The 20,063-nt window shown below is 60.5% G+C and carries 19 protein-coding genes; 5 read left to right on the top strand and 14 right to left on the bottom strand.

The features are described from left to right. Positions 1-9: 9 nt before the first annotated feature. Positions 10-765, top strand: a complete 756-nt coding sequence (locus FNU76_RS16285; RefSeq protein ID WP_144279166.1) for a substrate-binding periplasmic protein — start codon at positions 10-12, stop codon at positions 763-765. Between the two features lie 26 nt (positions 766-791). Here FNU76_RS16285 and nadC read toward each other — a convergent pair whose 3' ends face one another. The 4 genes from nadC to FNU76_RS16265 all read right to left on the bottom strand — a co-directional run bounded on the left by nadC (position 792) and on the right by FNU76_RS16265 (position 3,466). After that, positions 792-1,643 (bottom strand): carboxylating nicotinate-nucleotide diphosphorylase, encoded by an 852-nt coding sequence (nadC, locus tag FNU76_RS16280; protein ID WP_144279165.1) that lies wholly within the window; start codon positions 1,641-1,643, stop codon positions 792-794. Positions 1,644-1,887: 244 nt separating this feature from the next. Then, positions 1,888-2,358 (bottom strand): type 2 periplasmic-binding domain-containing protein, encoded by a 471-nt coding sequence (locus FNU76_RS24930; protein WP_179958150.1) that lies wholly within the window; start codon positions 2,356-2,358, stop codon positions 1,888-1,890. Next, positions 2,355-2,918 carry a phosphate ABC transporter substrate-binding protein PstS gene (locus FNU76_RS24925; protein ID WP_179958149.1) on the bottom strand — a complete coding sequence of 188 codons (564 nt, stop codon included), beginning with the start codon at positions 2,916-2,918 and terminating at the stop codon, positions 2,355-2,357. Before FNU76_RS24925 ends, FNU76_RS24930 begins: the two co-directional genes overlap by 4 nt. A gap of 179 nt (positions 2,919-3,097) precedes the next feature. Continuing rightward, positions 3,098-3,466 carry an Mth938-like domain-containing protein gene (locus tag FNU76_RS16265; RefSeq protein WP_144279162.1) on the bottom strand — a complete coding sequence of 123 codons (369 nt, stop codon included), beginning with the start codon at positions 3,464-3,466 and terminating at the stop codon, positions 3,098-3,100. Between the two features lie 134 nt (positions 3,467-3,600). On the opposite strand from FNU76_RS16265, the gene FNU76_RS16260 reads away from it, so the two are divergent. Genes FNU76_RS16260 through thrC form a run of 4 tightly spaced genes read left to right on the top strand, consistent with a single transcriptional unit; the run spans position 3,601 to position 8,069 of the window. Further along, positions 3,601-4,827, top strand: a complete 1,227-nt coding sequence (locus tag FNU76_RS16260; protein ID WP_144279161.1) for a pyridoxal phosphate-dependent aminotransferase — start codon at positions 3,601-3,603, stop codon at positions 4,825-4,827. Between the two features lie 6 nt (positions 4,828-4,833). Further along, on the top strand, positions 4,834-5,274 hold the full coding sequence (locus FNU76_RS16255) for a GNAT family N-acetyltransferase (protein ID WP_144279160.1): 441 nt from the start codon (positions 4,834-4,836) through the stop codon (positions 5,272-5,274). 9 nt (positions 5,275-5,283) lie between these two features. Beyond that, complete coding sequence (locus tag FNU76_RS16250; RefSeq protein WP_144279159.1) at positions 5,284-6,603, top strand: homoserine dehydrogenase; 1,320 nt, start codon at positions 5,284-5,286, stop codon at positions 6,601-6,603. 53 nt (positions 6,604-6,656) lie between these two features. Then, a complete protein-coding gene (thrC, locus tag FNU76_RS16245) occupies positions 6,657-8,069 on the top strand; it encodes a threonine synthase (RefSeq protein ID WP_144279158.1) in 1,413 nt (470 codons plus the stop codon). Between the two features lie 97 nt (positions 8,070-8,166). On the opposite strand, the gene FNU76_RS16240 is transcribed toward thrC, so the two are convergent. From FNU76_RS16240 to ald, 10 genes are all read right to left on the bottom strand, one after another. Then, the gene (locus FNU76_RS16240) at positions 8,167-9,069 is read right to left on the bottom strand and encodes an Rpn family recombination-promoting nuclease/putative transposase (protein WP_144279157.1); all 903 of its coding nucleotides are present in this window, start codon (positions 9,067-9,069) and stop codon (positions 8,167-8,169) included. 134 nt (positions 9,070-9,203) lie between these two features. After that, on the bottom strand, positions 9,204-10,154 hold the full coding sequence (locus FNU76_RS16235; RefSeq protein ID WP_223879058.1) for a PD-(D/E)XK nuclease family transposase: 951 nt from the start codon (positions 10,152-10,154) through the stop codon (positions 9,204-9,206). Between the two features lie 170 nt (positions 10,155-10,324). Beyond that, positions 10,325-11,221, bottom strand: coding sequence for an ABC transporter permease subunit (locus tag FNU76_RS16230; protein WP_223879057.1), 897 nt, complete (start codon positions 11,219-11,221; stop codon positions 10,325-10,327). Beyond that, positions 11,221-12,168 (bottom strand): ABC transporter permease subunit, encoded by a 948-nt coding sequence (locus FNU76_RS16225; protein ID WP_144279156.1) that lies wholly within the window; start codon positions 12,166-12,168, stop codon positions 11,221-11,223. The genes FNU76_RS16230 and FNU76_RS16225 overlap by 1 nt, the downstream gene beginning before the upstream one ends. After that, positions 12,165-13,295 carry an ABC transporter ATP-binding protein gene (locus tag FNU76_RS16220; RefSeq protein WP_144280718.1) on the bottom strand — a complete coding sequence of 377 codons (1,131 nt, stop codon included), beginning with the start codon at positions 13,293-13,295 and terminating at the stop codon, positions 12,165-12,167. Before FNU76_RS16220 ends, FNU76_RS16225 begins: the two co-directional genes overlap by 4 nt. 128 nt (positions 13,296-13,423) lie before the next feature. Beyond that, on the bottom strand, positions 13,424-14,518 hold the full coding sequence (locus tag FNU76_RS16215; protein WP_144279155.1) for a polyamine ABC transporter substrate-binding protein: 1,095 nt from the start codon (positions 14,516-14,518) through the stop codon (positions 13,424-13,426). Between the two features lie 181 nt (positions 14,519-14,699). After that, the gene (locus FNU76_RS16210; protein ID WP_144279154.1) at positions 14,700-16,130 is read right to left on the bottom strand and encodes an aspartate aminotransferase family protein; all 1,431 of its coding nucleotides are present in this window, start codon (positions 16,128-16,130) and stop codon (positions 14,700-14,702) included. A gap of 258 nt (positions 16,131-16,388) precedes the next feature. After that, the gene (locus FNU76_RS16205) at positions 16,389-17,717 is read right to left on the bottom strand and encodes a glutamine synthetase family protein (protein ID WP_144279153.1); all 1,329 of its coding nucleotides are present in this window, start codon (positions 17,715-17,717) and stop codon (positions 16,389-16,391) included. Between the two features lie 121 nt (positions 17,718-17,838). Beyond that, positions 17,839-18,591, bottom strand: coding sequence for a gamma-glutamyl-gamma-aminobutyrate hydrolase family protein (locus tag FNU76_RS16200; RefSeq protein ID WP_144279152.1), 753 nt, complete (start codon positions 18,589-18,591; stop codon positions 17,839-17,841). Between the two features lie 66 nt (positions 18,592-18,657). Beyond that, entirely contained in the window at positions 18,658-19,773 is a 1,116-nt protein-coding gene (gene ald, locus FNU76_RS16195; protein ID WP_144279151.1) for an alanine dehydrogenase, read from the bottom strand. Between the last annotated feature and the right edge of the window lie 290 nt (positions 19,774-20,063).

The raw sequence follows: 20,063 nt of genomic DNA, 5'->3' as shown, positions 1-20,063 counted from the left end.
GAAAGCATCATGCCGTATGCGATTCGCGCCAGCCTGGCGGCCTTGCTGCTGGCGACCGGCTCCCACTGTCTGGCCGCGCAAACGGTCAAGGTCGGGGTCTCGCTGTTCCCTCCCTATATCGCCAAGCAGGCGCATACCGAAAAATTGCGGGTGGACCTGCTTGATCTGATGAATGCCTTCCAGTCCACCTATCGCTTCGAAAGCGTCATCACCGGTCCGGTACGACGCTTTCACGATTTTGACCAGGGCAAATACGATCTATCCCTCTACGATAATCTGGCCTGGGGCTGGCAGAACCGCTCGGTGGATGCCTCCCAGGTCTATTTGGGTGGCAGCGAAGTGTATGTGGCGCTGGCCGGCCCAGGCCGGGATGAAAGCTTTTTCAGCGAACTAAGCGAAAAACGCATGATAGGGATGCGTGGCTACCACTACGGCTTTGCCGGTTTCAATAACGATGCCGAATTTCTGCGCAGCAAATTCCAGATGGTCTTCAGTGAAGACAACGAGGCCACCCTGACCTTGCTGCAACTGGGCCGGGGCGATGTGGCCGTGGTCACGGAGGCGTTTCTGGCCGTCTATCTTGCCGATAAGCCGCAGTTGCGTACAACGCTGCTGGTATCGCAGCGGCGCGACCAGATCTACGCCCACACGATTATCGTGCGTCGAGGAATACGCCCAAGCGTGACCGAAATCAATGCCCTGCTGGACCGTATGCGCGAAGCCGGTGCGCTGCAAGCGCTCTGGAAGAAATACAAAGTGCCTTAGCCGTTTGGGCACTTCAGCCGGCTGGTTCAATCGGCAAAGGCGAAACGCATCGAAAGATCGATGGCGCGGACATCCTTGGTCAACTTGCCGACGGAAATGCGGTCCACCCCGGTTTCGGCAATGGCGCGCACGGTTTGCAGTTCCACCCCGCCACTGGCCTCCAGCACGGCACGGCCTGCACTGCGCCGCACCGCTTCGCCCATATCCGCCAGGCTCATATTGTCGAGCAGTACCGATTTCGCGCCGGCCGCCAAGGCTTCGTCCAGTTGGCCCAGGTCTTCCACCTCGATCTGGATACCGACCTCGGCCGATGCCAACTTGAAGGCGGCCGCGAGCACCGGCGCAATCCCGCCGGCGGCGGCGATATGGTTCTCCTTGATCAGGATGCCGTCGTACAGGCCGATCCGCTGATTTTCGCCCCCTCCTATCCTGACCGCGTATTTCTGTGCCAAGCGTAAACCGGGCAAGGTTTTGCGGGTGTCGTGGATGCGGGCGCGGGTACCGGCCACCGCAGCAACATAGTGCCGGGTCTCGCTGGCTACCGCAGAGAGTGTCTGCAGAAAGTTGAGTCCGCTGCGCTCCGCGGTCAGCAGCGCCTGCGCCGGGCCGTCGATTTCGCACAGCAGGGTACCGGCAGCCACTTCCTCGCCTTCCGCAACCCGCCAAACAATGCGTACCGCGGCGTCCACCTGGCGGAAACATTCGGTGAACCAAGCCTGGCCACAGATGACCGCCGCCTCGCGGGCAATCACCGTGGCGCGTCCAGGGCGTTCGGCGGGGATCAGCATGGCGGTCCAGTCGGCACGGCCGATGTCCTCGGCCAAGGCGTTGGCGACTTGCTGGGCGATCAGATGGGCGGGGGGCGGCGTGATGGACATGGCGGCTCTGGCGGCGATACGAAATGGCCGCGATTGTAACCCGCCGGCGAGTGAAAAGCGCCGGCACAAGGCCGCCGAATTGAATGGAAAAGCGCCGGCACAAGGCCGGCGCAAAGTGGGGCAGACGCGGAACTGAAGGGATTTCAAAGTTGCCTGCACATCCTAGGCAGGCGCTGGGGGAGTGTCGCGCCATTTGCGACGAATCGACGTCGCGATGGCATGGGTAACGCCCCGGACCGACGAGTCACATACCGGCCTTGTAGTTGTACTGGCGGCTCCAGGCCTTGCGTACGCCTATCTTCATGGTGTCGGTCAAAGGCACATAGCCAAGCTCGCGGCTGACGCCATCGCCGTTCTTGTAGCCCCAGTAAAGGAAGTCCAGCAGCTTTTGGGGATCCCTGGCGTTCTTGGGCACCAGCACGAATGTGGCGGTAGCGAGCGGCCAGCCGGCATAGGTGTCGTTATTGGCCAGGACCAGGTAGAAGTCCGGATCGCCGGTGTACAACACCCGCTCCGCGTCGAACTTCGCCGCGGCCTGGATGGCCTCGGTACTGACCTTGAGAAATACGCCCAGGCGGTTCGGCAGCTGGCTGATGGCAAGCTTGTCATGGCTGGCGCGGCCGAAGTCCAGGTAGCCGATGGCGCCGGCCGTCTGCTTGACCGCCTCCGCCATGCCGCCACTGCCCTTTACGCCACTGCCGGCAACGCCCTTCAATTCCTTGCTCGCACCCGGCCCCTCGCCCATTCCGGCGAAAACGCCGACAGGTAATAGTTGAAGACAAAGGTGGAGCCCGAGCCATCGTTGCGGAACATCGGTTTGATCGGCAAGTCGGGGATCTTGGCGGCGGCGATATCGTTCACATCAAGAATCTCGCTATCGCGCCAGCGCTTGATCTTGCCGGAATAGATCTTGGCCAGCAGCACGGCGGTCAATTTCAGCTCGCCATTCGGCACGCCGGGCAGATTGACCACCGGCACGATAGCGCCCAACGCTATCGGGTATTGGCGCAGACCTTTGGTATCGAGGTCGCTACGTTTGAGCGGCTCATCCGAACCGGCGAAGTCGATGCGCTTATCCAGCACACGGGCCAAGCCTTCACTGGATCCCACCCCTTCGTAGGAGATTGCCTCGCCCTGCGCCTGTTTCTGGTACAGCTCGGCCCACTTCTTGTAAAGCGGCTCGGCGAAGGTGGAACCGGCCCCGTTAAGGCTGGCGGCAGCGCCGACGGTATGCAGCAGGATGGCGAACAGCGAAAGGCATAAGCGTGGTTTCATGGGTATGGCTCCAGATGGCAGGCCGGGCGGCAGACCGTGGCATATTGCGCGGCAGCATCCGACGGACGACCCTGCGGCGAGACGGTGGAGCCGTCTCGGCATGTCGAGATATGGTGTTGATTTACTGTAGAAAAATCGAACGACGAACGGTGCTACCGTCCATCGGATTTAAGCGAAAGCTAAGAGAACAAAACGGCGGCCAAAACCCGCCGGTCTTCCGCCACCAGGATATTGAAGGTGCGGCATAGTGCCGAGACGTCCATGGCCTCCACCCCGACCTGGGCCTGCAGCAGCGCCCTGCTCAACCGGGGATGGGGAAACTGGAGACGGCTGCCCGTACCCAACAGCACCACTTCCGGCTGCAAGGCCAGCAAGGTGGTGAAATCTTCTTCCTGCAGATCGGCGAAGCTGATCGGTCGCCATGGCGCTACCGTGGTGGGACCGACCAGGACGCTGCCGCCGTGGCGCTGCTGGTTGACACTGACGAAATCCGCACCGTAACCGGTGAAGATATTGAGATGGGTGGGCTTGTCGGCGTGAAGTTTCATGGTCAAGACAATGCGGGACAGATGTACATTTTACCCGGTCCAGCAAGAATAAGCGGTAGGCCTAAAGCGAATATTGCAGTGCAAGAAACTTTGCTACTATCGAACGCTCCTTTTGCCCCTGCCATTACTACACGATGCGTGCCGTCAAAAAATCCCGAAAGCTCGACAAGGTCTGTTACGAAATCCGCGGCCCTGCCCTCGCGCGCGCCAGGCAGATGGAGGATGACGGCCAGCGCATCATCAAACTGAATATCGGCAATCTGGCGGTGTTCGGCTTCGACCCGCCCGAAGAGCTGGTCCACGACGTCATCCACAACCTGCCCCAGGCGGCCGGCTATATCGACTCCAAGGGCTTGTTCTCGGCCCGTAAAGCGGTGATGCACTACTCGCAGCAAAAGGGCATCAAGGGAGTGGGCGTCGAGGATATCTATATCGGCAACGGTGTCTCCGAACTGATCCTGCTGAGCATGAACGCGCTGCTGGACAACGGCGACGAGGTCCTGGTGCCGGCACCGGACTACCCGCTATGGACGGCGGCCGTGTCGCTGTCGGGCGGTACCGCCCGCCACTACCTGTGCGACGAGGCCAATGGCTGGCTGCCGGATCTGGACGATATCCGCGCCAAGATCACCGACACCACCCGCGCCATCGTCGTGATCAACCCGAACAATCCCACCGGCGCGCTCTATCCAGACGAGACCCTGCTGGGCATTCTGCAGATTGCCCGTGAACACCAGCTGATCGTGTACGCCGACGAGATCTACGACAAGATGCTGTACGATGGCCATCGCCACACCAGCCTGGCCTCGCTGGCGGACGATGTGTTCTGCATCACCTTCAATGGCTTGTCCAAGAACTACCGCGCTTGCGGCTACCGCTCCGGCTGGATGATATTGAGCGGCGACCGTCGCCACGCGCAGGACTATATCGACGGACTCAATATCGTCGCTTCGATGCGGCTGTGCGCCAATGTCCCCAGCCAGCATGCCATCCAGACGGCACTGGGCGGCTACCAGAGCATAGACGAGCTGATCGCACCGAACGGACGGCTCACCCGCCAGCGCGACCTGGCCTGGGAAAGGCTGACTGCCATCCCCGGGGTCAGCTGCGTCAAGCCGCAGGGCACGCTTTATCTGTTTCCACGCCTGGACCCGAAGTTGTATCCGATCGCCGACGACCAGGTCTTTATCACCGAGCTGCTGGAAGAAGAGCGGGTGCTCTTGGTACAGGGCACCGGCTTCAACTGGCATACGCCCGACCATCTGCGGGTTGTCTTTCTGCCCCATCTGGATGAGCTGGAAGAAGCCCTGGATCGTATCGAGCGCTTTTTTGCCGGCTACCGCAAACGCCACGCAAGCTGAGCCGATATGCATATCCTCCACCTCAACGCCCATCGCGAAATCGTCGAACCGGTCTGGTTGGCGCGGGCCGAAACCATCCACCGGCAGTTGCGCCCGCAAATGGGCGACTATGCCTCGACCATGGCCGGCATCGTCGCCGACGGCGGCGAGATGATGGTGGCCGTCGAGGGTGAGGCTGTATTGGGCCTGGCTGTTTTCCGCACCCACCGCAATACCTTCGCCGGTCGTACGTTTTATGTGGACGACCTCGTTACCGATGCGACCCGACGCTCACAAGGTGTCGGTCGCCTGATGCTCAACTGGCTTCAAGAGGAAGCCCGCCAACGGGGCGCGACCAGGTTTATGCTGGACTCCGGCACCCAGCGGACGGAAGCCCATCGCTTCTATTTCCGCGAGGGCATGGTCATCGGTTGTTTCAACTTCGAAAAATCTCTTGATCCACGTTAGGCATTCCGTATGAAACCTATTCAAGTTGGTCTGCTCGGCTTCGGCACGGTCGGTGCCGGTGTCGCCAAGGTACTGGTCCGCAACGCCGAGGAAATCGGCCGCCGCGCGGGACGCGCCATCGAAGTCAAACGTGTCGGCGTGCGCAATATCGACAAGGCCCGCACAGCGGCGCCGAGCGGTACCGAGCTGAGCTTTGGCGACGATATGCGCGCCGTGGTGGACGACCCCGAAGTCGACATCGTCTGCGAACTGATAGGCGGTACCGAGCTGGCCAAGGAACTGGTGCTGCGCGCCATCGCCAACCGCAAGCACGTAGTGACCGCCAACAAGGCCCTTCTGGCCATCCACGGCAACGAAATCTTCGCGGCGGCGCAAAAAGCCGGCGTGATGGTGAACTTCGAAGCGGCCGTGGCCGGCGGCATTCCCATCATCAAGGCCTTGCGCGAAGGACTGACCGCCAACCGCATCGAGTGGATTGCCGGCATCATCAACGGCACCTCCAATTTTATCCTCAGCGATATGCGCGATACCGGCGCCTCCTTTGCCGATGCGCTGGCCCAGGCGCAGAAGCTGGGTTATGCCGAAGCCGACCCGACCTTCGATATCGAAGGCCATGATGCCGCCCACAAGCTGACCATCCTGGCCGCCATCGCCTTCGGCATTCCCATGCAATTCGAGAAGGCCTACCTGGAAGGCATCTCCACCCTCAGCCGCGACGATATCCGCTACGCCGAGGAACTGGGCTACCGCATCAAACTGCTGGGCATCACCAAACGCAAACCCAACGGCATCGAGTTGCGCGTGCATCCGACCCTGGTCCCGGCCAAGCGTATCATCGCCAATGTGGAAGGCGTGATGAACGCGGTGGTGGTACAAGGCGACGCCGTCGGCCAGACGCTCTACTCCGGCCGCGGCGCCGGCGCCGAACCAACCGCCTCGGCGGTGGTGGCCGACCTGGTCGATGTCACCCGCCTGCTGACCGCCGACCCTGAGCATCGGGTGCCTCATCTGGCCTTCCAGCCCGATAGGCTGGTCGATCTGCCCATCCTGCCGATCAGCGAAGTGGAAACTTCCTACTACCTGCGCCTGAAGGCGCACGACCAGACCGGCGTGATGGCCGATGTGACCCGTATCCTGGCCGACCTGAGCATTTCCATCGATGCGATGATGCAAAAGGAACCGGCCGAGGGGGAAAAGATCGTCGATATCATTATCCTCACCCATGTGGCCAAGGAGCACCGCGTGGATAGCGCGATCGCCCGCATCGAAAGCCTGCCCACCATTGCCGGCCGCCTGACCAAGCTACGCCTGGAAAACCTGGATAAATAGCGTCAACCGGCGGCCGGCCCGCTGGGCTGTCCGCCGTCCGAGGAAACGCAAGCATGCAATACATCAGCACCCGCGGCGGCATGGCCCCGCAATCGTTCAGCGATATCCTGCTCGGCGGCCTGGCTCCCGATGGCGGCCTGGTCGTGCCGGACAATTATCCCCACGTCGATCACGCCACCCTGCAGCAATGGCGGGCACTCAGCTACCCGCAGCTGGCTTTCGAAATCGTGTCGCGCTTCGCCACCGATATTCCCGCCGAAGATGTGCGCCGGCTGGTCGAAGCCGCCTATACCCCCGCAGCATTCGGCAGCGAAGCCATCACCCCGCTGACCGAACTGGACGAAGGCCTCCATCTGCTGCACCTTTCCAATGGCCCTACCCTGGCCTTCAAGGACATAGCCATGCAGTTGCTGGGGCAATTGTTCGAATATGTGCTGACCCGGCGTGGCGAGGCGGTCAATATCGTCGGCGCGACCTCGGGCGATACCGGCTCGGCGGCCGAATACGCGATGCGCGGCAAGCAGGGCGTCAATGTCTTCATGCTCTCGCCGCACGGCCGCATGAGCCCGTTCCAGCGGGCGCAGATGTTCAGCCTGCAAGACCCCAATATCCACAACCTGGCCATAGACGGCACCTTCGACGACTGCCAGGACATCGTCAAAGCCATCAATAACGATGCCGCCTACAAGGCCAGGTACAAGGTCAGCGCCGTCAATTCGATCAACTGGGGCCGCATCGTCGCCCAGGTGGTCTACTATTTCCGCGCCTATCTGCAGGTTGCCCCGCAGATCGGCGACCCGGTCGATTTCGTGGTGCCCTCCGGCAATTTCGGCAATATCTGCGCCGGCCATATCGCCCGCCGCATGGGGCTGCCGGTAGGTCGCCTGGTGGTGGCCACCAATGAAAACGATGTGCTGGACGAGTTTTTCAAGACCGGCAAATACACCGTGCGCGCGTCGGTCGATACCCATGCGACCTCCAGTCCGTCCATGGATATCTCCAAGGCCTCGAACCTGGAACGCTTCGTGTTCGACTTGATCGACCGCGATGGCAGCGAGTTGGCCAGGCTGTGGCAAGAAGTCGATCGCACCGGCGGCTTCGACCTGGGCAAGACGCCTTATTTCGCCCGCATGGTAGGCGAATTCGGCTTCAGCTCGGGCAAGAGCACCCATGCCGACCGTATCGCCACCATCCGGGCGGCCAAGGCCCGTTGGAACGTGGTACTGGACCCGCACACCGCCGACGGCGTGAAGGTGGCACTGGAAAACCGCCGACCCGGCATCCCCATGGTGACCTTGGAAACCGCCTTGCCCGCCAAGTTCGAAGCAACCCTGCTGGAAGCACTGGGCGAAACCCCGCCGCGTCCCGCGCATCTGGCCGAATTGGAGCAGTTGCCGCAGCGCAGTGTGAGGCTGGCCAATGATGCGGAAGCGGTTAAGGCGTGGGTGGCGGCGGCGTTGGGGTAGATATGGCCGGCACTTAACCATCGTCCCGGTGGAAGCCGGGACTTTGTCGCCATTACAGCGGTTAATTTGAATCCTCTACGCCGAATGCCCACCTGCATCAGCCATCGCGCAATGCAGCGATGTCACCAATATCCAGTCCAGTCTGCCGGGCGATGGTAGCATCGTCCGTCGACGGCAGCAGCGAACGCGCCCAACGCAGCCGCTCTTCCCAAATCCCTTCTGCCTTACCTTCTGCCTTACCTTCTGCCTTACCTTCCACCCGCCCTTTCGCCCAGCCTATCGCCATATTTGATTTCGCGACTTTAACCACAACGTTGCGCTGATCAAAAATATAGAATTGGTGCCTTTGCTGCTCCTCTTCTTCCGCCACTGTCAGGCCGGCATAGTTGGCGATATCGAGGGCATGCCGAATCGGGACTTCCTCCGCCAGCGGTGTGGGAACACACTCCAGACTGCCGGCACATTTGAGGAAGTAGAACCATTTATCTTGCACATCGACCAATTGCGTCTCGTCCTTGCCGAATTTCGGTAGTTCGACAAAGACCAATTCGAGGTCGTCGCTATAAAGCTTGCCATCATCGGCACGCAGTTTGAACTGACTGACAACCTCACTTCGCTCTGGAAACATGATGAAGTCGGTGATGGTCAATGCAACCACATCGGTCAACGTGCTGTAGTTGGCAGCCGGGGCAAGCTGGCCTGAATAGGCTTTGCAGGCGTTGTAGAGCACCCGTTGCTCAAAGCCTTCGACATTGAGGACCTGCATCTCGATTATGTAATGCTTACCGGTCTCATCCCGGGCCTTCACGTCAACGAAAGTGGTTTTCATACCGGTGATGCGGGGCGCCTGATAAGGGTCGAGGATGGTGACCTCGGCGATGCGGTAAGGGGATTGCAGACTCAATGCCGCGTTGAGGAAAGACAGCAAGATATCGTGGCTCTGTTGCGAGCCAAAGATTTTCTTGAAGGCAAAGTCGGTCTTGGGGTCAAGGAAGCGCATGAAGTTTCGCTCTCCAGGGGATCGGTTGGCATTACCGTCGAGTGGATAATCTCGTGACGAGATAGACCAGCCCACGACCAGGGAGTTCGCCCGCGCAATACCGAAAGCGCCGGGAAGCTCCAGCGACTCCCCGGTTACCCTGTTAATTTTTCAATGCCTTTTGGGCTCCTAGTCCGCTTACCCCACTCGAGCCGCTTCGCCAACCGCCATTCTTCGCGCAATGCGGCGATGTCGCCGATGGTCAGCTTTGTGATACCGGCGATGGTCGCATCGTCCAACGTGGACAGCAGTCCACGCGCCTCATGCAGGCGCTCTGCCTGGGCGCAATCCTCGGTGAACTGCTGAATTGCCAGTTCATGGCCTTTCTTCAAGCCCGCCAAGCCGGCCCTGAGCACGGTGTAGCGCTGGTCTTGAATAAAAAATAGACACCGGTCCTGTATATCGTCTTCCGCCCTCGTCAGCCCGGCATAGTTGGCGATATCGAGCGCTTGCCGGATCGGGGCTTCCGACGCCAGCGGTGTTGGAATACACCCCAACATGCCAGCATTTTTGAGGAAGTAGAACCACTTGTCTTGCACATCGACCAATTGCGTCTCGTCCTTGTCGAACTTCGGCAGCTCGACGAAAACCAGCTCCAGGTCCTCACCATACAGCCGGCAGTCATTGGCACGCAGTTGGAACCTGCTGACGACCTCGCTTCTGTCCGGAAACATGAAAAAAGTGGTGAAGGTCAGGGCAATGACGTCGGTCAGCACACGGTGCCCGCCCTCCCGCTCGACTGGGGTGGAATGGGCCATGCAGGCATCATAAAGCACCCCTTGCTCGAAGCCTTCGGCATTGAGCACTTGCATCTTAATAAGGTAGGACTTGCCGGCTTCGTCGCATGCCCTGACATGAGGGCAGTAGCTCAACATACCGACGATACGCGGCGCCTGGCAAGGGTCGAGCAGAGTGACCTCGACGATGCGGTAAGGCGAGTGCAGATTCAATACTGCATTGAGAAAAGACAACAGGAATTCATGGCTCTGTTCCGAGCCGAAGATCTTCATGAAGGCGAACTCGGTCTTGGGATCAAGGAAGCGCATGGGTTTTCATCCTCCAGGGTATCTGGCGGCATCCTCGCCGCGTGGATTGCCTCGCGGTCAGGTAGACCGGCAGATGTCCCAAGAGTTCTGTGGCGCGTACTCATCCATACCCAAATGCAGCACTTGCGATCAGGAGAGCGCCCGACAGCTCACGCTCCCCCCGACCCTACTCAGGCAGTCTTCCCGCCAGACGAAAACGCCGCCTGCATGGCCCGGTCGCGCTTGGCCTGGGCCGATAGCATCAGGCGATTGGACACCACCACGAAAACCGTCACCACCACGATGACGATGGTAGCAAGCGCATTGATCTCGGGTGTCAGACCCAGGCGGATCGAAGAAAAGATCCACTGCGGCATGGTGGTGGAGCCTGGCCCGGACAGGAAGGCCGTCAGCACGTAGTCATCCAGCGACAGCGTGAAGCTCAACAGCCAGCCCGATACCAAGGCCTGCGAGATGACCGGGATGGTGATCACGAAGAAGACCTTGAACGGATGGCAGCCCAGATCCATGGCGGCGTCTTCGAGCGAGCGGTCCAGCTCCCGCAAGCGCGATTGCACCAGCACCGCCACATAGGCCATGCACAAGGTCGTGTGGCCTATCCAGATGGTGACCATGCCGCGCTCGCCGAAGGCCCAGCAGCCGAGTCGGCTGAGCAGGCCGCTGGACTCGTCCGCGCTGCAGCCCAGCCCGGTCTGCAGGGCGACGAAGAGCAGCAGCATGGAGAGACCGACGATCACCTCGGGCATCACCATCGGTGCGGTGGTCAGGCCGGCAAACAGCGAGTGCCCCTTGAAACGCCCGAACCGCGCCAGCACGAAACCGGCGATGGTCCCCAGCACCACGGCCAGGGAGGCGGACAGGAAGGCGATCTTGAAGCTGAGGCCGGCCGCTTGCAGCAAGTCGGCATCGTTCATCAGCACCTGGTACCACTTGAGCGAAAACCCGCCCCAGACCGTCACCAGGCGCGACTCGTTGAAGGAATAGATGATCAGGCTGAGGATAGGGGCATAGAGGAAGAAAAACCCCACGCCCATGAACAGCCGGTTACCGATCGGCATCTTATTCATTATTCGGGCTCCTGCATTTTTTGCTCGAAGCGGTGGAACCAGATAATGGGTCCGCTCAACAGGATCAGCATGATCACCGCCACGGCGGAAGCCTGCGGCCAATCGAGGTTGGCGCCAAAATCGTCCATCAGCTTGTTGCCGATAAATACCACGTCGCCGCCACCCAGCAAGGCGGGTATGACGTACTCACCCACGGCCGGGATGAAAACCATCATGCAGCCGGCGATGATGCCGGCCTTCGACAGCGGCAAGGTGATCTGGAAGAAGGTTGTCCAGGGCTTGGCGCCCAGGTCGGCGGCCGCTTCGAACAGGCGGCCATCCAGCTTCACCAGATGCGCGTACAGCGGCAGGATCATGAATGGCAGGTAGTTGTAGACCATGCCCAGCAAGACCGAGAACGGCGAATACAGCATGGGAATGGGCTCGCTGATCAGGCCCATGCCCAGCAACAGGTTATTGATCACCCCGTTGTCCTTCAGGATACCTATCCAGGCATAGACCCGAAGCAAAAAGGAGGTCCAGAACGGGATCATCACCAGCATCAGCAAGGTATTGCGGGTGGCCTCGCTGGAACGGGCAATGTTATAGGCCAGCGGATAGCCGATCAGCAGCGTGAACAGCATGGTGAAGAAGGCCAGCTTGAGGGCGTTCCAATAGGCCACCACATACTGGCTGGCTTCCTTGGCTTCGTTCCACGGCAGTTCGAAAAACGCCTCCACCTCGCCCGATATGGTCTTGTACTTGGTGGTATCGAGCGTGACGACGGTCTTGTTCTCCTCCTGCTTGAGCAGGGGCGAATAAGGCGGCTGGGCGATATCGGGCTCGGCGAAGCTGATCTTGAGCACGAAGAAGAACGGCAGCACAAAGAAGAACAGCAGCCAGACATAGGGGATGGCGATCACCCCGGAGCGGCCGCCGGGTAGCCAACGACGGAGCAGGGCTTTCATGATGTCAGCACCACGCCGGCATTGTCGTTCCACTTGACGATCACATCGTCACCCCAGGTGGCGGGCTTGTCGCCGCCCCAATGGCTGGTCGGTACATTGGCCATCACGATGCGGCCGGACGCCAGTTTGACGTGATAGACCGAGTGCGATCCGAGGTAGGCGATATCGTGCACCTTGCCTTCCACCCAGTTGTATTGCTTGTCGGGCGTCTGGCGGCACAAGGTGACTTCTTCCGGCCGGATCGAATACCAGACCGTCATGTTCTTGGGTCCGGTAATGCCATGGTCCACGTACACGCCGCGAGCCAGCTCGGGGCAGTCGATCACGATATGGTCCGGCTCGTCCACCGACAGCTTGCCCTCGAAGGTATTGGTCGAACCGATGAATTCGGCGGTGAAGCGGCAGTTCGGGAACTCGTAGATCTCGCGCGGCCCGCCCACCTGCTTGAGCTTGCCCTCACTCATGATGGCGATGCGGCTGGCCATGGTCATGGCTTCTTCCTGGTCGTGCGTCACCATGATGCAAGTCACGCCCACCGCCTCGATGACATTGACCAGCTCGAATTGGGTTTCCATCCGCAGCTTCTTGTCCAGGGCGCCCAGCGGTTCGTCCAGCAGCAATAGCTTGGGACGTTTGGCCAGGCTGCGCGCCAGCGCCACCCGCTGTTGCTGGCCGCCGGACAGCTGGTGCGGCTTGCGCCTGGCGTATTTACGCATCTGCACCAGGTCGAGCAGCTTGCCGACCCGCTCGACGATTTCATCCTTGGGGACCTTGTCCTGCTTGAGACCGAAAGCAATATTCTGCTCAACCGTCATATGCGGAAAAAGCGCATAGGACTGGAACATCATATTGGTGGGGCGGCGGTAGGTCTCGATATCGGTGATATCTTGGCCATCCAGGATAATGCGGCCTTCGGTCGGCGTTTCCATACCGGCCAGCATGCGCAGCAGGGTCGATTTACCGGAACCCGAGCTACCCAGCAGGGCAAAGATTTCGTTTTTGGGAATCGTTAGATTGACGTCGTCGACGGCATAGAAATCGCCGAACTTCTTGGTCACACCCTTGATTTGGAGATAATTCTGCTTGCTGTCGCCATTCGCTGCATCGGCTTGATTTGCTGCAACCACCACGATAGGGAGCTCCGTACTAAATGAGTTTTCGTCGGGAAGCCCTGAGTAAAGCTGCGGCGGCGCAGCTTTACTCAGAATCTCCTGATGGGCCGGCCCTTTCAAAGGGCACGGCCCGCGAGAGGGGCCTACTTGGCCGTCTTGAATAGATTGAAATACTTGGTGATCGCTTTCTGCGCAGCCGGATCGATCGGCTTCTTGGCCTGCAACTTGGCCATCGCATCGGCGGTCAGGTAAATTTTCGGGTCGGCCGCGATCGTCTTGTTCACGAAAGGCGTGGCCTTCAGATTGGGATTGGCGTAATTGACCTTGTTGGAAATATCCGCCGCCACCTTGGGATCAAGGATATTGTTGATCCACTTGTAAGCGTTGTCGACGTTTTTGGCGTCTTTGGGGATGGCCATATTGTCCACCCACAGAATCGTGCCCTTGCTGGGTACGATGTATTCGAGCTTCAGGCCTTTCTTGGCCTGCTCGGCACGGTCCTTGGCGATATAGGTATCGCCATTGAAGGACATGGCCACGCAGACATCGCCATTGGCCAACAGATCGATGGGCGATGAGTTGAACAGGCGGACATCCTTGCGCACCGCTTTGAGCGTGTCGGTCGCGGCCTTCAGGGCGGCTTCGCTATGGTCGTTGGCATCCTTGCCCAGGTAGATATTGACCATGGAGTAGACATCGCTGCCGGTATCCATAAAGGAAATGCCGCAGGATTTCAGCTTGCTGGTGTACTTGGGATTGAAGATCAGTTCCCACTCGTCGGCCGGCATGGGTTCGCTGCCCAAAGCCTTTTTCACCTTGTCGACATTGATGCCGAACGCGGTGGTACCCCACATATAGGGGACCAGGAATTTATTGCCCGGATCGGCCGCTTCGGCCTTCTTGAGGATTTCCGGATTCAGATTGGCGTAATTGGGGAGTTTGGACTTGTCCAGGGGCAGGTAGACACCGGACTGTATCTGCTTGGCCGCGAATTCCAGCGAGGGCACAACCAGGTCGTAACCCGATTTGCCGGTCATCAGCTTGGCTTGCAGGGTCTCGTTGCTGTCATACACATCGTACTTGACCTTGATGTCCTGGGCTTTCTCGAAATCCGGCACGGTCTTGTCGCCGATATAGTCGTTCCAGTTGTAGACATTCAGCTTTCCGGCCGCGTGCGCCGGAGCCAAGCTTGCGACCAGGGCCGCCAGCACGGTAAGAACAAACTGCTTTTTCGCCATCGCTTCTAATCTCCACGGAGTTTTTGGTAACCAGGCAGAACCAAACAGACGGCACACGCTCCCCTTGCCCGACAAAAACAGGGCAAGAAAGCGTATTCCGACTCGAAACAAGCAGTAATTATTCCATTGTCCGGCGATTCGGGTGAACTGCATGTATGCGGTCCACCCGAAATAGTTCCGTTTACGCCATACCCAGATCGATTGCGGTCAGGCCGATACACTTCACGGCCTTCTCAACCAGCAGGTCGATTTCGGGACGGCTGATCACCAGCGGCGGCGACAACAGCATGCGATCGCCGGTGGCGCGCATGATCAGGTTATTGCCGAAGCAGTGGTCACGGCACTTCAGGCCGATTTCGTAGCCGTTGGCGAAGCGCTTGCGGCTGGCCTTGTCTTCGGTCAACTGGATACCCGCCACCAGGCCGGTGCCGTCGATGGCACCCACCAGCGGCGAGGCGGCCAAGCCTTCGCGCAGGGCTTTCTGGAAGTACGGCCCCGTTTCGGTGCGCACGCGGTCGATAATGCCCTCGTCGCGCAGCGCACGGATATTGGCCACCGCGACAGCTGCCGCAACCGGATGACCGGAATAGGTCAGGCCATGGTTGAAATCGCCGCCGGCGATCAGCGGTTCGGCGATGCGCTTGTGGATGGCGACCGCGCCCATGGGCACATAGCCCGAGGTCAGGCCCTTGGCCAGGGTCATGGTATCCGGCTCGAAACCGAAATGCTGGTGGGCAAACCATTCACCGGTGCGGCCGAAACCACCAATCACCTCGTCGGCGCATAGCAGCACATCGTACTTGCGGCAGATGCGCTGGATTTCCGGCCAGTAGCTTTCCGGCGGGAAGATCACGCCGCCGGCGCCCTGGAACGGTTCGCCGATAAAGGCGGCGACATTGTCGGCGCCCAGCTCGAGGATCTTTTCTTCCAGTTGGCGGGCGCACTTGAGACCGAACTCGGCCGGGCTCATCTCACCGGCGTCGCCATACCAGTACGGCTGGTCGATATGGACGATGCCAGGCACTTGCAAGGGCATCTGCTCGTGCATATAACCCATGCCGCCCAGCGAGCCGCCGGCGATGGTGGAACCGTGGTAGCCGTTCTTGCGCGATACGATGTGCTTCTTGGCCGGCTTGCCCATCACGGCCCAATATTGGTGCACCACGCGCAGCACCGTATCATTGCCTTCGGAGCCCGAATTGCAATAGAAGAAGTGTTCGAAACCGGCCGGCGTCACTTCGGCCAGCAGCTTGGACAATTCGATCACCGGCGGATGGGTGGTCTTGAAGAAGGTGTTGTAGAACGGCAGCTCGCAGATCTGCTTGTAGGCGGCATCGGCCAGGTCCTTGCGGCCATAGCCGACATTGACGCACCACAGGCCGGCCATGCCGTCGATGATCTTGTTGCCTTCGGAGTCCCACAGAAATACCCCGTCCGCCCGGGTAATCACCCGGCTACCCTGCTTGTTGAGCGAGCCCATATCGCTGAACGGATGCAAGTGGTGGGCGGCGTCCAGCTGCTGCCACTCGCTGGTGGAACGGGCCGCGAACATGCCGCCGGGCTTATGCGCTTCGGCGTGGACGGCCGGACGGTTGTCGAAAATATTGCTCATGTGCTTCTCCATTTCTGCGGCAGCGGGGACGACCCGCTGCCGGTACTGATCAAGGTGTGGGTAATGCTTGCCGGCGCGCTTTATGGACACACCGAAATATTGCGCGTACTCAAACTGCGGCTCATCACCCGGCGGAGCCGGGTGTTCACGGACCGAGAGTTATCAACGATTCCCCGCTGTATACATCCCACTCCCCCCGCCCTCGCCGCCGCGAGGGAGCCTCGCTAGCGCTCGTTTGCGCATTAAATCAGCGCGTCCTTATACATTAAGCAGCAGGTGACTGCGCTCCCAGGAGCTGATTACCCGGAAGAAAGTGTCGTATTCCTTTTCCTTCACAGCGCAGAACGCCTTGACGAAATCGGCGCCCAGGGTTTCGGCGATATCGGCCGAGTCGCGCATCGCTTCGATGGCGTCTTCCAGGTGGCGCGGCAGGTCGTAGTCGAGGTCGTAGCCGCTGGTACTCATCGGGTCGGTCGGCTTGAGGCCCTTGACCATGCCCAGGTAGCCGCAGGCCAGGGTGGCCGCCATGGCCAGGTAGGGGTTCACGTCCACGCCCGGCACCCGGTTCTCGACCCGGCGGCCTTCCGGTCCGGAATTGGGGATGCGGATACCGACGGTGCGGTTGTCGAAGCCCCAGGCCAGGTTGATCGGCGCGGCGGAAAAACGGCTCAAGCGGCGATAGCTGTTCACGAACGGCGCCATGATGGGCATCACCGCCGGCATATAGCGCTGCAGCCCGGCGATATAGCCCAGGAACAGGTCGGAAGGACCGCCATCCGCCTGGGAAAAGACGTTATTTCCCTGCTTGTCCACCACGCTCTGGTGGATATGCATGGCGCTGCCCGGTTCGTCCTGCATGGGCTTGGCCATAAAGGTGGCATAGATGCCATGGCGCAGGGCGGTTTCGCGCACTACGCGCTTGAATAGGAACACCCGGTCGGCCAGGTCCAGCGCATCGCCGTGGACAAAGTTGATTTCCATCTGGGCCGCGCCCACTTCATGGATCAAGGTGTCCACATCCAGGCGCATCGCCTCGCTGTAGGCGTAGACGTCCTCGAAATAGGGGTCGAATTCGTTCACCGCGTCGATGCTGTAGCTATTGCGGCCGATCTCCGGTCGGCCGGTACGGCCGATCGGCGGCTTGAGCGGCAGGTCGGGATCGACGTTGCGCTCCACCAGGTAGAATTCCAGCTCCGGCGCCACCACCGGCTTCCAGCCGCGGTCCTCATACAGTTTCAGCACTTTGCGCAGCACATAGCGCGGCGAGATATCGACCGGGCTGCCGTCGAAGTTGACGCAATCGTGGATCACCAGCGCGGTCGGATCCGGGGCCCAGGGCACCAGGCGGGCGGTATTGAAATCGGGGACGCACACCACGTCCGGATCGGTCGGCCCGGTAATGCTGTCGTCGTCCGGCCAATCGCCGGTCACGGTCTGGATGATGACGGCCTTGGGCAGTCGCATATTGGCCGAATTGAACTGGCTCTTGGGCAGAATCTTGCCGCGGGCGACCCCGGTCATGTCGGGAATGACGCACTCGACTTCGGTAATGCCGTGCTCACGGAAAAAGTCATGGAACTGGTTCATTGCTGTTTTTTCGCCGCCAGGCGGCGAACCTCCGGTTGTTGGCAGGCTGGCAAACGTGGGAAAGCGCGGCGAGGCGGATTCCTCGTCGCTTTCCGACGTTTCCCCAGGGTGGTTCAAACCCTCAACGGCCCGCTTGATAGCGCCGGCAATCCGCGCCGAAAGCCTTGAACAGGCTGACCGACAGCGGATTGCCGGCGTATTTCCACTCGGGGTGCCATTGCACCGCGAGCGCAAATGCGCTGGCATCCTTCACGGAGAAGGCTTCCACCAGGCCGTCCGGCGCCACGGCTTCGGCCAGCAGGCCGGCGCCGAGGCGTTCCACGCCCTGGTTATGAATCGAATTGACGCTGTACTCGCTCAGGCCACTGGTCCGCTGGATCAAGCCACCTTCGGTGAAGCGCACCGGATGGGCGGGGCCGTACTGCAGGTCCAGCGCGGCGCTATCGTCCTCGCGATGGTCGAGCATGCCCGGCACTTCATGGACTTTCTGCAACAGGCTGCCGCCATGGACGACGTTCATTTCCTGGAAGCCACGGCAGATGGCGAATACCGGCATGCCGCGGGCGATGGCACGCTGCATCAGCGGCATGGCGGTCTGGTCGCGGGCGGTATCGAGATACTGCCCCTCCGGCAGGCCGGGTCCCTGGTAGAGGGCTGGATCGACCATGGAGGCGCTACCGGTGAACAGCAGCCCGTCCACCATATCGAGCAGGCTGTCGAAATCCTGGCGATCACCAAGGGCCGGGATAACGATGGCCAGGCAGTCGGCGCCGCCGACCACGGCATCGATATACTTTTCGCCCACGCAATGGAAGGGATGCGGGCCGAGTTGCTTGCGGTCGGCCACCAAGGCCACCAGCGGTTTGCGTTGCATAGCTTGTTGCTACCCATTCAATTACCCGCGCCGGTCCGGCGCGGGCGAGGTCAGTCAAAAACCGATTCAGTTCAGCAGCGAATCCGCCGCTGTATATTCATAGCCCAGCACCTGCGCCACGGCGGCATAGCTGACCTTGCCCTGACAGACGTTGAGTCCGTTCTTCAGGTGGACGTCGTCGCGCAGCGCCTTTTTCCAACCCTTGTTGGCGATCGCTACCGCGTGGACCAGGGTGGCATTCGTCAGGGCGATGGTCGAAGTGCGCGCCACGCCGCCCGGCATATTGGCCACGCAATAGTGGATGACGCCGTCCACCACGTAGGTCGGCTCCTGGTGGGTGGTTGCATGCGAGGTTTCGAAGCAACCACCTTGGTCGATGGCGACGTCCACCAGCACCGAACCCGGTTTCATCAAGCCCAGCATCTCGCGGCTGACCAGCTTGGGCGCCGCCGCGCCGGGGATCAGTACCGCGCCGATCACGGCATCGGCCTGGCGCAGTTCGTTCTCGATGGCATCCTGGGTGGAATACAAGGTCTTGATACGTCCGCCGAAAGCCTCGTCGATCTCCTTGAGGCGCGGCAGGGAACGGTCCAGGATGGTCACGTCGGCACCCAGGCCGGCCGCCATGCGGGCCGCATGGGTGCCCACCACGCCGCCACCGATCACCAGCACGCGGCCCGGCGCCACGCCAGGCACACCGCCCAGCAGCACGCCGGAACCACCGGCCGATTTTTCCAGGGCGCGCGCCGCGGCCTGGATCGCCATCCGCCCGGCCACTTCCGACATGGGGGCCAGCAAAGGCAGGCCGCCACGGGCATCGGTCACCGTCTCGTAGGCAATCGCCACGCAACCCGATTTCACCAGGGCGGCGGTCTGTTCAGGATCGGGTGCGAGATGCAGATAGGTATAGAGAATCTGGCCCGGGCGCAGCATGGCGCATTCAACCGGTTGCGGCTCCTTGACCTTGATGATCATCTCGGCACGCTTGAAGATCTCCTCGGCGGCCTGCACGATCTGGGCGCCGGCGGCAATATACTGATCATCCGGGAAACCAATGGCCGTACCCGCCTGGGTCTGCACCAAGACCTCGTGGCCGTTGCGCTTCAATTCCTTGACGCCGGCCGGCGTCAGACCTACGCGGTATTCATGGTTTTTGATTTCTTTCGGTACACCGATCAGCATGCTTGTCTCCATGGTTTTAGTCGATACGGCGAGCGGCTCGTGGCCCCACCTGCCTTACTGCTTCGCGTCAAACATTCTCAACGCCAGCTACGAACGCGATGTCAAACATATTAAACACCAGCCGCTAAAGCGGAGACAAGCACGATCGGTTGTGCATCGCAATAAAACGTAATATCAACGACTTTGCCGCAAAACGCCCGTTACAAAGGCCGGCAAGCCCGTATAATTCCGCCTGGAAGCGTGTTCACTATATTGGACACCACGACCCTCCGCCACTACCGACCAGCAAG

Origin of the sequence: Chitinimonas arctica (genome assembly GCF_007431345.1) — a bacterium.
Taxonomy (GTDB): domain Bacteria; phylum Pseudomonadota; class Gammaproteobacteria; order Burkholderiales; family Chitinimonadaceae; genus Chitinimonas; species Chitinimonas arctica.
This window is presented reverse-complemented; position numbering and strand designations above follow the sequence as displayed.